Origin of the sequence: Amnibacterium kyonggiense (genome assembly GCF_004364555.1) — a bacterium.
Classification (GTDB): domain Bacteria; phylum Actinomycetota; class Actinomycetes; order Actinomycetales; family Microbacteriaceae; genus Amnibacterium; species Amnibacterium kyonggiense.
The window spans coordinates 17402-30447 of record NZ_SOAM01000005.1 but is presented as its reverse complement, the minus strand read 5'-3'; the positions used below and the strand labels follow the sequence as shown (position 1 = coordinate 30447).

The following is a 13046-nucleotide window of genomic DNA, read 5'->3' as shown; positions in this document are numbered from 1 at the left end:
CCAATGGCGCAGACGCTGCAGCAGCTGCTCGACGCGACGAACGCGGTCGAGCTGCTGCGGAACTCGCAGATCGGCTCGTACATCTACCCCGTCGTCCCGTCGGACTTCCAGAGCTGGATCCGAGAGCAGCGGGCGTGGCGCGACACGGCCGTGCTCTACGACCAGTCGCACCACATGGACAACCTGTTCCTGTCCGGCTCCGACGCGATCCGTCTCATCTCCGACACGGCCGTCAACTCGGTGGCGACGTTCCCGGTGAACCGGGCGAAGCAGTACGTGCCCACCACCGCCTCGGGCCACGTCATCGGCGACGGCATCCTCTTCCACGAGGAGGAGGACCGCTACGTCTACGTCGGCCGCGCCCCGGCGGCGAACTGGCTGACCTACCACGGCGAGACCGGCGGCTACGCGAACCTCGACATCGAGGTCGACCGGCGCTCGCCCTCGCGCCCGTACGGGCACGCCGTCTCCCGCGACTACTTCCGGTTCCAGATCCAGGGGCCGGCCGCGTGGCAGGTCATCGAGCGGCTGAACGGCGGCCCGCTCGAGCAGCTGAAGTTCTTCTCGATGTCGACGATGACGATCGGCGGCGAGCGCGTCCGCACCCTCCGGCACGGGATGGCCGGGGCGCCCGGCCTCGAGGTCTGGGGCCCGTACGAGCACCACGACCGCGTCCGCGACCTGATCGTCGAGGCGGGCGCCGAGTTCGGACTCGTGCCCGTCGGCTCGCGCGCGTACCCGTCGAACACGCTCGAGTCCGGCTGGATCCCGTCGCCGCTGCCGGCGATCTACACGGGCGAGGCGGAGCGGGGCTACCGCGAGTGGCTCGGCGCGGACAGCTACGAGGCGACCGGCACCCTCGCCGGCTCGTTCGTCTCGGAGGACATCGAGGACTACTACCTGACGCCGTGGGAGCTCGGCTACGGCTCCTTCGTCAAGTTCGACCACGACTTCATCGGTCGCGACGCGCTCGAGCAGGTCGATCCGGCGACGCAGCGCCGCAAGGTGACGCTCGCCTGGGACGCGGAGGACCTCGCGCGGGTCTGGGGCTCCCTGCTCGACGTCGACGGGCCGCAGTACAAGTACTACGACCTGCCGCTCGCGAACTACGGGTCGGCGAACTACGACTCGGTGATCGACGCCGACGGCCGGGTCGTCGGGTTCTCGATGTTCACCGGGTACAGCGCGAACGAGAAGCGCGGCCTCTCCCTCGCGACCGTCGACCCCGGCGTCCCGGAGGGCGCGGAGCTCCGCGTCGTCTGGGGCGAGCCGGACGGCGGCAGCCGGAAGGCCACCGTCGAGCCGCACGTGCAGACCGAGATCCGCGCCGTGGTCAGCCCCGTCCCGTACTCGGCGGTCGCCCGCTCGACCTACCACGGCGGCTGGCGCACCGGCTACCGCGAGCCGGCGGACGCCTGACCTCGGGCGGCGTGGCGGGGTCCACTAGCGTGTGGTCCCCGCCACACCTCCGGGATGACCGATGAGCCTTCGATCCGCCCTCCTCGCCCTGCTGCGCGTCGGCCCGATGTCCGGCTACGAGCTGCAGAAGCAGTTCTCGGTGTCGGTCGGGCACGTCTGGCACGCGCCCGGGTCGCAGATCTACCCCGAGCTGCGGCGCATGGAGGAGGAGGGCCTCGTCGTCGGCGAGGACCAGACCCGCGGTGAGCGCGGCGCCCGGCGGCTGTACCACGTGACGCCCGCGGGCGACGCGGCGTTCCTCGACTGGATGCGCAGCCCCCTCGGCTACCTGCGGGTGCGCGACCCGGCGCACCTCCGTGCGGCGTACCTCGAATCGGTCGAGCCGGCGGAGGCGCGCGCGTTCCTGCGAGCGCACGAGGAGCAGTGGCGGGCCGAGCTCGCGCAGTGGGAGTCGGAGATCCGCCGCATCGACGCGGGGGAGAGCCCCATGCTGCAGCGCCGCCTCGCCGTCACCGCCGACGAGGAACGCGCCGCGACGACCGCGTACAAGCGGTTCACCTACGAGGGCCTCGTGGAGCGCGCCCGCACGGAGATCGCCTGGGCGCAGCGCGGCCTCGCCCTGGTCGACCGCCTCGAGCGCTGAGCCGCACGGGCCCGCCCCGACCCGCCCTTATCCGTGAACCGACCCCACGCTGGTCGAGCCGGGCGCTCCGCGCCCGTGTCGAAACCACTGCGGATGCGGAGTGGTCTCGAGGCTCGCTGGCGCTCGCACCTCGACCAGCGAGGCGGGACGGGGCGTTCACGGATAAGGGCCCTGCGCCGGCGCCCTTATCCGTGAACATGGTCAGGCGCGGGCGGCGGCCCTCCGGCGGAGCTCCTCCTTGCGGACCTTGCCGCTCGCGGTGCGGGGGAGGTCGTCGACCACCTCGAGCGTCCGCGGCACCTTGTACCGGGCGAGCAGCACCGAGAGGCGGGCGACCAGCTCCTCCGGGTCGAGCGTCCTGCCGGGTGCCAGCGTGACGACCGCGTGCGGCACCTCGCCCCAGCGCTCGTGGGGCATCCCGAGCACGGCGACGCCGGTCACGCCCTCGATGGTCATGATCGCCTGCTCGACCTCGGCCGAGTAGACGTTCTCCCCGCCGGAGATGATCATGTCCTTCACCCGGTCGGCGATGGTCAGGAAGCCGTCCTGGTCGGCGACGCCGACGTCGCCGGTCCGCAGCCAGCCGTCGTCGGTGAAGGCGGCCGCGGTCGCCGCGGGGTTCCGCCAGTAGCCGGCGAACACGTTCGGTCCGGCCGCCTCGATCTCGCCCGGCACCCCGGCCGGAGCGAGCGCGCCGTCCACCGCTCGGATCCGGTACCGCGTGAAGAAGTGCGCGAGCCCCGCGGAGCCGCCGTGCGCCAGCGACTGCGGCGCGGGCAGCATGGTCACGCCGGGGCTCGTCTCCGTCATGCCGTAGCCGCCGGAGAAGGCGAGACCCCGCGCCTCGTACGCCTCCCGCACCCGGTCCGGCACCGCGGATCCGCCGCAGGTCAGCAGGCGGAGTGACGAGATGTCGGTCGTCGGCCAGGCGGGATCCTCGGTCATCAGCTGGTACGTCGTCGGCACCCCGCTGATCGCCGTCGCCCGCAGCGCCTCGATGCTCCGGAGGGCGTCGCCCGGGACGAACCGCTCCTCGAGCAGCACCGTCGCGCCCTTCAGGAGGACGGGGAGGCAGCCCATGCCGAGCGAGGCGACGTGGAAGAGCGGCGAGATCATCAGCGCGCGGTCGGTCGACGTGAGGTCGTAATCGGCGAGGACGTTGATCGCGTTCCAGGTGATCGCGCCGTGCGTCAGGACCGCGCCCTTCGGGCGTCCGGTCGTGCCGGAGGTGTAGATGATCAGCGCCGGGTCGTCGAGCGTCGTCGTCGCGGGCACGAGCGCGGCGGGGTCGCCGCCGGCCAGCACGCGGTCCCAGTCGAGCGCCGCCGGGTCGGCCGCGGACTCCGGCGTCCCGACGACGACGCGGACGAGCTCCCGCCCGGCGACGGCCGCGACCGCGGTGCTCTCGAGCCCCGCTCCGTTCACGAGGACGACGGGGTCGGCGTCGTCGAGCATGTAGGCGAGCTCCGCGGGCGCGAGGCGCGTGTTCAGCGGCACGAGGACGGCGCCGAGCCGGGCCGCGGCGAACAGTGTCTCGACGAACGACGGGTGGTTCGCCCCGAGGTACGCGACGCGGTCGCCGGGCCCGACGCCGAGCCCCTGCAGCGCTGCGGCCAGCCGGTCGACCCGGTCGGCTAGCGCCCGGTAGGGGATCGCCTCGCGCTGGAACACGATCGCGGGATGGTCGGGCGAGGTCGCGGCCCGGCGTCGCAGCCAGCCGCCGATGCCCTCAGGGATCATCGTCGATCCTCCTCGTGGGCCCGCGCGTCAGGAGACGCGCGAGAGGAACGCGAGCACGACCGCGGGGCGCTCCTGGCCCTCGATCGAGATGACGCCGGAGACGCCGAGCTGGTACCCGCCGCGGGCGACGGGCTCGACCGTGTCGAGCGCGGCGGTGAGCCGCACGCGCGACCCGGCGGGGACGGGGGAGGTGAACCGCACGCGGTCGAGCCCGTAGTTCACGAGCGTCGTCGCGTCGGTCACCTCGAGCAGCCCGGACCACAGCGGGATGAAGAGGGACAGCGTGAGGAAGCCGTGCGCGATCGTGCCGCCGAAGGGCCCGTCCGCGGCGCGGGCGGGGTCGACGTGGATCCACTGGTGGTCGTCGGTCGCGTCGGCGAACCGGTCGATCCGCGCCTGGTCGATCTCGAGCCAGTCGGAGGTGCCGATCTCCGTGCCGGCGAGGCCGGGCAGCTCGGCGAGGGTGGTGGTGCGGACGGTCATGCGGTCTCCTTCGACGAGAGCCCGAGCACACGGGCGGCGTTGCGGACGAGGATCTTGGGGCGGACGGCGTCCGGCAGGTCGAGCGCGGCGAAGTCGCGCAGCCAGCGGTCCGGGGTGATGAGCGGGAAGTCGGAGCCGAACAGCACCCTGTCCTGCAGCAGGCCGCCCGCGGCGCGGACGAGCTGCGGCGGGAAGTACTTCGGGCTCCAGCCCGACAGGTCGATCGCGACGTTCGCCTTGTGAGTGGCGATCGAGATCGCCTCGTCCTGCCACGGGACGGAGGGGTGGGCGAGGATCAGCCGGAGGTCGGGCAGGTCCGCGGCCACGTCGTCGAGCAGCATCGGGTTCGAGTAGCGGAGGCGCAGCCCGCCGCCGCCCGGCATCCCGGCACCGATGCCGGTCTGCCCCGTGTGGACCACGGCCGGGAGGCCGAGCGCGGCGATCGCCTCCCAGAGCGGCCGGAACTCGTCGGCGCTCGGGTCGAAGCCCTGCACGGTCGGGTGCAGCTTCACGCCCTGCGCGCCGTGGTCGGCGACGAGCCGGTGCAGGTCCTCCACGGCGGCTTCGCCGCGCCGCGGGTCGACCGAGGCGAAGGGGATCAGGACGTCGGCCTGGTCGGCCGCGCGGTCGATCACGTCCTCGCTCGGGATCGGGTCGTGGCCGAGCTGGGTGCGGGCGTCGACCGTGAACACGACCGCCGCCATCCGGCGCTCGCGGTAGTAGGCGGCGATGCCCTCGACGTCCGGCGTGACGCCGTCCGCACGGAAGTAGCGCTGCGCCGCCTCCGCGAGCTGCTGCGGCAGGGAGGCGTGCCCGTGCGCGTCGGCCTCGACGTGCACGTGGGTGTCGAGCGCCTCGAGGGCGTCGACGTCGACGGCCGGGACGTACACGGCCGTCAGCCCGCCGAGCGCTCGAGGTCGGCCGGCAGCGGCGGGAACTCCTCGCCGACCGACCGCAGCCGCTCCCGCAGCACGGCGCCGAGGTCCTCCGCGACGTCGTCCGCGGACCAGCCGCCGTCGTGGAGCTCGGTGAGCACCGGCTCCGGGTGGGACCAGAGCTGGAGGCGGTCGCCCCCGACCCCGATCGCCTGGCCGGTGATGCCCTCGGACTCGGCCGACGCGAGGTAGACGATGAGGCCGGCGACGTCGTCGGCGGTGCCGAAGCCGAGGTCCTTGCGGAAGAAGTCCGGCATCGGCCGGCCCGCGTCCTCCGCCTCGATCGCAGCCGCGAAGTACGGCACGGTGCGCGTCATCGCCGTGGCCGCGACCGGGACGACCGCGTTCACGGTCACGCCGGCCCGGCGCATCTCGAGCGCCCAGGTGCGGACCATCCCGACGATGCCGGCCTTCGCCGCCGCGTAGTTCGTCTGCCCGAAGTTGCCGCGCTGCCCGGTCGGCGAGCCGATCGCGATGATGCGGCCCGGGACGCCCCGCTCCTTGAACGACGCGTACGCGGCGCGGGCGCAGGTGAAGGTGCCGCGGAGGTGCACCTGGATCACCTGGTCGAAGTCCTCGTCGGTCATCTTGAGGATCGAGCGGTCGCGGAGGATGCCCGCGTTCGTCACGATCGCGTCGAAGCCGCCGAGCTCGTCGAGCGCCGTGGCGACGAGGCGGTCGGCGGTCTCCGCCGACCCGACCGGTGCGACGACCGTCGCGGCGCGGCCGCCGGCGGCCGTGATCGCCTCCGCCGTCGCGGCCGCGGCGTCGGCCGACACGTCGTTCACGACGACCGCGGCCCCCGCGGCGGCGAGCGCCTTCGCGTAGGCGGCGCCGAGGCCGCTCCCGCTGCCGGTGACGACGACGGTCCGGCCGTCGAGGCGAACGCTCATGGTGGCTCCCTTGCTCCCTGCCCGGCGGCCGGGCGGTGTGGACGGTATCAGGTTTCCTGTGATTCGGGCAGGTGGTCAGCCCGGCCAGCGCTCGGGCGCGCCGCGCAGTAGCTCGGCCGCGTCCTCCTCGAGCAGGAGGCCCGCGGCGACGTGCTCGCGGGTCGCCGCGGCGAACCGGCGCAGCCACGCGGCCCGGGTCCCGTAGCGCCGGTGCACCTCCGTCAGCCCGAACGGCCGCATCGTGCCCACGAGCCGCGCGAGCAGGTCCGGCCGACTGAAGGGCATCCACTCGGGCGGCGGCTCGGCCTCGTCGGACACCGTGCCGTGCGGCAGGTGGGCGGCCACGGGGACCTGCACCCACGGCGGTCGGACGCCGCCGAGCGCGATGCCGTCGGCGTCGCGCTCGAGCTCCTCCGCGCCTTCGACCAGCCGGAGCCGATCGCCGTGCGGTGCGGGCGCGCCGTCGACGATCCAGTGCCGCATCGCCTCGAGGGCGGCGGACGCGTAGAGGTCCCACCGGGCGGAGCTGCGCGGCTCGCGCACCCCGAACGCCGGGCGGCGCCCGCCCGCGTCCTCGAACTGCTGCAGGTTCGTGAGCACGCTCGGGTGCGCCTCGATGTGCGCCGTGCCTGCGACCTGGAGCAGGCGGTACCGGTCGTCGTCCTCGTCCGAGTCGTCGCGGAGGACCGGGCCGTGCGTCTCCGACTCCGTCTCGCTGAGCAGCTCGACGACGACGGCGCCGTGCCCGGACACGGTCCGCCGCGGGTCGGCGGCGTCGAGCACCGCGTCGCCGTCGGACAGCGGCGGGTACCCGGCCGCGCCGGCGCCCCCGGAGGAGATCCCGATCAGGTAGCCGTCCACGAGCGGCCGGCCGTCGTCCGCGGCGCAGCGCTCGTGGAAGCCGTCCTGGAGGAACACGCGGCAGAAGCTGCCCGTGGCCGACATGCCGCCGAGCAGGATCCGTTCCGCCCGGACGGGCCCGAGCCGGCCGTCGACGAGCGCGCGGACCGCGGCGGCGACGATCTCGTACTGCTGCCCCTCCTCGGGGATCGACAGTCGGCCGTACCGGTCGGCGTCGATCGTCTCCGCGAGCAGGGTCGCCGACACCGGGAAGGCGGTGACGCCGACCCAGGCGTGACCGCCGCGGAGCAGCCACGGGTGCGCCGTGTTCCAGACGAGCCCGGAGTCGAGGTCGGGGTGCAGCGGCTCCACCTGGACGACGCCGGAGGCGTGCGCCGGGTCGATCGGGCGGCGCACGAGCACGCGCGTCAGGAACGGCACGTGGTCGCGCAGGGGGACTGCGTCGCCGCCCGGCTCGGGCCGGTGCCACACCGTCGCGGCGCCGTCGAGGAGCAGCTCCTCCTCGATCCAGCCGTGGGCGGTGAGGTCGATGCCCATCGCGAGATCCGGAAGGGACGCCGTGCCGAACGGGGCGGAGCGCGCGTCGTCGACGCGGGCGACGGAGCGGTACGACATCGTGATCAAACTCCTCGTCGGGGGTGCTGGCAGAATATCAGGCTGACTGATACTTTCCCTCGCAGCGAATCCGTTCGCGCCATGCAGCACCCCCATGCAAAGGAGCACCGATGCCTGCATCCCGTCTGCCCGTGCGAGCCCTGCTCGCCGGCGTCACCGCCGTCGCGATCGCGCTCACGGCGAGCGCGTGCAGCGACGCCGCCTCGAAGGGGGGCGCGTCCGGCTCCACGAAGGGCGGCACCCTCACCACGCAGTTCGCCGGAATCCCGATCAGCCTGAACCCCGCGCTCGGCGGCTCCGGCGGGAGCGCGATCTTCACCGCCCTGCCCTACGACTCGCTCGTGTACCAGACGGGCGACGGGAAGCTGATCCCGGACCTCGCCACGAAGTGGTCGTTCAACAGCACGAACACCGAGCTGACCCTGACGATCCGCGACGGCGTCACCTTCACCGACGGGGAGAAGCTCGACGCGGCCGCCGTGAAGGCGTCGATCGAGTACTTCCTCAAGGCCGGCGGCGGCGACGTGCGCTACGCCGGGCCGGTCGACTCGGTCACCGCACCGTCCGCCGATACGGTGACGATCACGTACAAGTCGCCGTACCCGGACGGCCCGTTCTTCCTCACGCAGTACTGGGGCGTCGGGCAGATCATCGGCCCGAAGGGGATCGCCGACCCGAAGAGCCTGCTCACGAAGAGCGACGGGACGGGCCAGTACGCCTACGCCGCGTCCCAGTCCGTGACGAACTCCTCGTACACCTACGTGAAGAACGAGAAGTACTTCAACCCGGACGCGCAGCAGTACGACAAGGTCGTCGTGAAGGTCATCGGCGACCCGAGCGCGACGCTCTCCGCCGTCACGACCGGGCAGGCCTCCTTCGCCGGGCTGAACCCGACGACCGCGGCGAACGCGAAGTCGAGCGGGCTGAAGCTCGTCACGGCGCCGTTCTTCACGTGGGGCCTCACGAACGTCGACTACCAGGGCACCATCGCGCCGGCGCTGAAGAACAAGGACGTGCGCCAGGCGATGGCGCTCGCGATCGACCGCGGTGCGCTCGCGTCCGCCCTCGGCGCCGACTACAACCAGGGCAACGGCCAGCTCGGCGCGAAGGGCACCGACGGCTACGTCGACGGCTACGGCTACGAGCAGGACGTCCAGAAGGCGAAGTCGCTCCTCGCCGGTGCCGGGTACCCGAACGGGTTCACCCTCACGGTGCTGACCGAGAACGTGCTCGACAACCAGACGACGATCTCGCAGGCGATCGCGAGCGACCTCGGCAAGGTCGGCATCACGGTCAAGCTCGACGTCAAGAACACGGTCCCGGACTTCATCCAGGCGTCGCTCTCCAAGAAGTACGCCGCGGTGATCTGGCCGGTGATCGGGGCGACGAGCGCGCAGGTCCTCGCGAACTTCATCCAGCCGGGCGTCACGAACCCGTTCGGCAACGCCGACCCGACGTTGACGAAGCTCTACGCCGACGCGCAGTCGGCGGCTGACGCCTCGGCCCGGACCGCGGTCTTCGAGCAGATCACGAAGGCGTCGAACGACGCGGCGTGGTTCGTGCCCGTCGTCTCCACGGACAACATTTTCGCCGTGGGCAAGGACCTGACCGGCGTCACCGCGTCGGCGCTGAACCCGAACCCGCTGCCGATCGCGCCCGACCCCGCATACGCGTGGAAGGCCGCCAAGTAGTCGTCGTCCGTCGATCGGAGTGCCCGGGCCGCGGCCCGGGCGCTCCGAAGGGAGTCCAGGCGTGATCCGCCTCATCGTCACCAGGCTCGTGCTGTCCGCCGTCCTCGTCGTGATCGCCTCGCTCGCGATCTTCGTCCTCATGTCGTTCGTCCCCGGCGATCCGGCGCGCACGATCCTCGGCGCCAACGCGACGCCGGACCTCGTCGCCCGCCTCCGGGAGCAGCTCGGCCTCGACCAGCCGCTGCCCGTCCAGTACGGCGAGTGGCTCGCCGGGGTCCTGCACGGCGACCTCGGCCAGTCCGTCCTCTCGGGCGACCCGGTCGCCCAGCTCATCGCCGTGCGGCTCCCCGTCACCCTGTCCCTGCTGCTGCTCTCGACGCTCGCCATCAGCGTGATCGGCACCGTCGTCGGCCTCGGCAGCGCGGTCCGGGGCGGCCCGCTGGGCCGGCTCCTCGACACCGTCTCGCTCGTCGGCCTCGCGCTGCCGAGCTACTGGGTGGCGATCGTGCTCGTCGCCCTGTTCGCGGTGGCGATCCGGGTCTTCCCGGCCACGGGCTACCAGCCGTTCGTCGACGGCCCCGTCCCGTGGTTCCTGTCGCTCGTCCTCCCGGTCGCGGCGCTGAGCCTCGGCGGCATCACGATCGTGGCGAAGCAGATGCGCGACTCCGCGCTCGACGTGCTCGGCCGCGACTACATCCGCGTGCTCCGGGCCTCCGGGATCCGCGAGCGATCGATCGTGTTCAAGCACGTGCTCCGGAACGCTGCCCTGCCCTCGTTGACGGTGCTCGGCATCACCGTCGTCGGGGCGCTCACCGGCGCCGTGTTCGTCGAGAACGTGTTCGTCCTGCCCGGGCTGGGGTCGCTCGTGACGCAGGCGACGACCTCCCACGACCTGCCCGTCGTGCTCGGCGTCGGCGTCGTCTTCACGCTCGTCGTGATCGTCGTGAACCTCGTCGTCGACGTGCTCTACGGCGTGCTCAACCCGAAGGTGCGCGTCCGATGACCGCGATCGGCCGCTCCCGCGCGCTCTCGACGGGGATCCTGCCGCGCGTGCTGCGCAAGCCGCTCGGCGTCGTGTCCGGGGTCGTCCTGCTGGTCATCGTGCTCGCGGTGATCGCGGCGCCGCTCATCGCGCCCGCCGATCCGCTCGCGCAGAGCCTCCGCGACGTGCGGCAGGGGCCGAGCGCCGCGCACCTGCTCGGCACGGACAGCCTCGGGCGTGACGTGCTGAGCCGCTTGCTGTACGGGGGCCAGGAGTCCCTCGCCGGCGTCGTGGAGGCGGTCCTGGCGATGCTCGTCATCGCCGTGCCGCTCGGCGTCGTCGCCGGCTACCTCGGCGGGATCGTCGACCGGATCGTGCTCCGCGTCGTGGACGTGCTGCTGTCGATCCCGGGCACGATCATCACGCTCGCCGTCCTCGCGATCTTCAACAACAGCATGCTCGTCGCGATGATCAGCGTCGGCGTCCTCGCCAGCGGCGCCTTCATCCGCGTCTTCCGGAGCGTCGTGCTCGGCGTCCGGCAGGAGCTCTACATCGGCGCCGCGCGGGTGTCCGGCGTGGACGAGCCGCGCATCGTCCTCCGGCACGTGCTCCCGCAGCTGCGCGGCGTGCTGCTCGTGCAGATCACGCTCTTCGCCGCGGCGACGCTCGGCATCCAGACCGGCCTCGCGTTCCTCGCCTTCGGCCCGCCGCCGCCCGCACCGACCTGGGGCGGGATGGTGGCGGAGGCCGCGTCGCTCATCCAGATCGACCCCTGGCTGCTCGTGCCGACCGGCGGGATCATCGCCGTCACCACGCTCGCGCTCTGCCTCCTCGGGGACGCGGTCCGCGACGCGAACCAGGAGCGCTTCACGTTCGCCGGCTCCGCGGCCCGCCGCTCGCCCGCCGCGGCGCGTGCCGTCGAGCGGCCCGCCGCCCCCGAGCCGTCCGGCCGCTCCGCCGCGGGCGCGCTGCTCGCCGTGCGCGGGCTGCGGGTCGGGTTCGGCGAGCGCGGCGCCGAGACGGTCGTGGTGGACGGCGTCGACCTCGAGGTCGAGCCGGGCGAGGTCGTCGGCCTCGTCGGCGAGTCCGGCAGCGGCAAGACGGTGACCGCGCTCTCGCTGCTCGGCCTGCTCGGCGCGAACGGCCGGATCGTCGACGGCTCGATCCGCTTCGACGGGCAGGAGCTGGTCGGACTCTCGAACGCGAAGCTGCGCGAGGTCCGCGGTGCCGGCATCGCGATGATCTCGCAGGAGCCGATGGTGTCGCTCGACCCGTCCTTCCGCGTGGGCTCGCAGATCGCCGAGGCCGCGAGCGCGCACCGCCGGCTCGGGCGGCGCAGCGCCCGGGAGCGCGTCGACGAGCTGCTGCGCGCCGTCCGGCTCGACCCGTCCGTCGCGCGGAAGTACCCGCACGAGATCTCCGGCGGCATGGCGCAGCGCGTCGCGATCGCGATCGCGCTCGCGGGGGAGCCGCGGCTGCTCATCGCGGACGAGCCGACGACCGCGCTCGACGTCACGGTGCAGGCCGAGATCCTCGACCTCCTGCGCGGCATCCAGCAGCGGACGGGGATGGCGATCGTGCTCGTCAGCCACGACTGGGGCGTCATCGCCGACCTCTGCAGCCGCGCCGTCGTGATGTACGCCGGGCAGGTCGTCGAGTCGGCGCCGGTCCGGGCGACGTTCGCCGAGCCGCGCCACCCGTACACGCTCGCGCTGCTGCGCTCCAACCCGCACGACGCCGTGCCGGGGGAGCCGCTGCCGACCATCGGCGGGGTCGTGCCGTCGCCCGCGCAGTGGCCGGTCGGCTGCCGCTTCGCCGCGCGCTGCGCCTTCGCGACCGACGCGTGCCGCCAGGCGCCGATCCCGATGGTCGACGTCGGCGACGGCCGCATGAGCCGCTGCATCCGCGTCGACGCTCTGCGGGAGGCGGTCGCATGACCGAGCAGCCGCAGGAGCCGCTGCTCTCGGTGACCGGCCTCGCCGTCGACTACGGCACGGGCCGAAGGCGCGCCCGCGTGGTGGAGGGCGTCGACCTCGCGATCCCGCCGGGCCGCACGCTCGGGCTCGTCGGCGAGTCCGGCTCCGGCAAGTCGACGATCGGGAAGGCCGTCCTCGGCCTCGTGCCGATCGCGGCGGGCTCGGTCGTGTTCGAGGGGCGGGACGTCGCGCGGCTCTCCGGCCGCGAGCGGCGGGCGCTCGGCGCCCGGCGGCAGGTCGTGTTCCAGGACCCGTACAGCTCGCTCGACCCCACGAAGACGATCGGGTACACGCTCGCCGAGCCGTGCGTGAACCGCCCGGCGGGCGAGCGGATGACGCGGCAGCAGATCGCGGACCGGATGGGCTCGCTGCTCGGCCGCGTCGGCCTCGGTCCGGACGCCGCGCACCGCTATCCGGCGCAGTTCTCCGGCGGCCAGCGGCAGCGCATCGCCATCGCGCGGTCGCTGATGCTCTCGCCGCGGCTCGTGGTCTGCGACGAGCCGGTGAGCGCGCTCGACCTCTCGGTGCAGGCGGAGGTGCTGAACCTCCTCGCCGAGGTCCAGCGCGACCTCGGGCTCAGCCTGCTCTTCATCTCGCACGACCTCACCGTCGTGCGGCACATCTCGCACGAGATCGTCGTGCTCCGGGGCGGCCGGGTCGTCGAGCGCGGACCGGCGGAACGGGTCTACGAGTACCCCGAGGACCCGTACACGCAGTCGCTGCTCGCGTCCGCGCCCGTCCCCGATCCGGACGAGCAGCAGCTGCGTCGCGACGCCCGCAGGGCGCTCGCCGAACAGGAGGGATGACG

The 13046-nt window shown here is 73.2% G+C and carries 11 protein-coding genes; 6 read left to right on the top strand and 5 right to left on the bottom strand.

Features of this window, described 5'->3' with window-relative positions:
- The first annotated feature begins 3 nt into the window (after nucleotides 1–3).
- Both ligM and CLV52_RS17990 read left to right on the top strand, forming a co-directional pair.
- Complete coding sequence (gene ligM / locus CLV52_RS17995) at nucleotides 4–1419, top strand: vanillate/3-O-methylgallate O-demethylase (protein WP_133767792.1); 1416 nt, start codon at nucleotides 4–6, stop codon at nucleotides 1417–1419.
- A 61-nt stretch (nucleotides 1420–1480) separates the two neighbouring features.
- A complete protein-coding gene (locus CLV52_RS17990; RefSeq protein WP_133767791.1) occupies nucleotides 1481–2062 on the top strand; it encodes a PadR family transcriptional regulator in 582 nt (193 codons plus the stop codon).
- A gap of 201 nt (nucleotides 2063–2263) precedes the next feature.
- Here the strand turns inward: CLV52_RS17990 and CLV52_RS17985 are convergent, their stop codons facing one another.
- From CLV52_RS17985 to CLV52_RS17965, 5 genes are all read right to left on the bottom strand, one after another.
- Nucleotides 2264–3802, bottom strand: coding sequence for an acyl-CoA synthetase (locus CLV52_RS17985; protein WP_133767790.1), 1539 nt, complete (start codon nucleotides 3800–3802; stop codon nucleotides 2264–2266).
- Between the two features lie 27 nt (nucleotides 3803–3829).
- The gene (locus CLV52_RS17980; RefSeq protein ID WP_133767789.1) at nucleotides 3830–4285 is read right to left on the bottom strand and encodes a MaoC family dehydratase; all 456 of its coding nucleotides are present in this window, start codon (nucleotides 4283–4285) and stop codon (nucleotides 3830–3832) included.
- On the bottom strand, nucleotides 4282–5184 hold the full coding sequence (locus tag CLV52_RS17975; RefSeq protein WP_425455730.1) for an amidohydrolase family protein: 903 nt from the start codon (nucleotides 5182–5184) through the stop codon (nucleotides 4282–4284). The genes CLV52_RS17980 and CLV52_RS17975 overlap by 4 nt, the downstream gene beginning before the upstream one ends.
- Complete coding sequence (locus CLV52_RS17970) at nucleotides 5181–6113, bottom strand: SDR family NAD(P)-dependent oxidoreductase (RefSeq protein WP_133767787.1); 933 nt, start codon at nucleotides 6111–6113, stop codon at nucleotides 5181–5183. Before CLV52_RS17970 ends, CLV52_RS17975 begins: the two co-directional genes overlap by 4 nt.
- A 75-nt stretch (nucleotides 6114–6188) precedes the next feature.
- On the bottom strand, nucleotides 6189–7589 hold the full coding sequence (locus CLV52_RS17965; protein WP_133767786.1) for an alpha/beta hydrolase domain-containing protein: 1401 nt from the start codon (nucleotides 7587–7589) through the stop codon (nucleotides 6189–6191).
- 110 nt (nucleotides 7590–7699) lie between these two features.
- On the opposite strand from CLV52_RS17965, the gene CLV52_RS17960 reads away from it, so the two are divergent.
- The 4 genes from CLV52_RS17960 (at nucleotide 7700) to CLV52_RS17945 (ending at nucleotide 13044) form a co-directional block, all read left to right on the top strand.
- Complete coding sequence (locus tag CLV52_RS17960) at nucleotides 7700–9280, top strand: ABC transporter substrate-binding protein (RefSeq protein ID WP_133767785.1); 1581 nt, start codon at nucleotides 7700–7702, stop codon at nucleotides 9278–9280.
- 61 nt (nucleotides 9281–9341) lie between these two features.
- Nucleotides 9342–10283: an ABC transporter permease gene (locus CLV52_RS17955; RefSeq protein WP_133767784.1), complete on the top strand. Its 942-nt coding sequence runs from the start codon at nucleotides 9342–9344 to the stop codon at nucleotides 10281–10283.
- On the top strand, nucleotides 10280–12199 hold the full coding sequence (locus CLV52_RS17950) for a dipeptide/oligopeptide/nickel ABC transporter permease/ATP-binding protein (RefSeq protein ID WP_133767783.1): 1920 nt from the start codon (nucleotides 10280–10282) through the stop codon (nucleotides 12197–12199). The genes CLV52_RS17955 and CLV52_RS17950 overlap by 4 nt, the downstream gene beginning before the upstream one ends.
- Nucleotides 12196–13044, top strand: a complete 849-nt coding sequence (locus tag CLV52_RS17945; protein ID WP_133767782.1) for an ATP-binding cassette domain-containing protein — start codon at nucleotides 12196–12198, stop codon at nucleotides 13042–13044. The genes CLV52_RS17950 and CLV52_RS17945 overlap by 4 nt, the downstream gene beginning before the upstream one ends.
- Nucleotides 13045–13046: the final 2 nt, after the last annotated feature.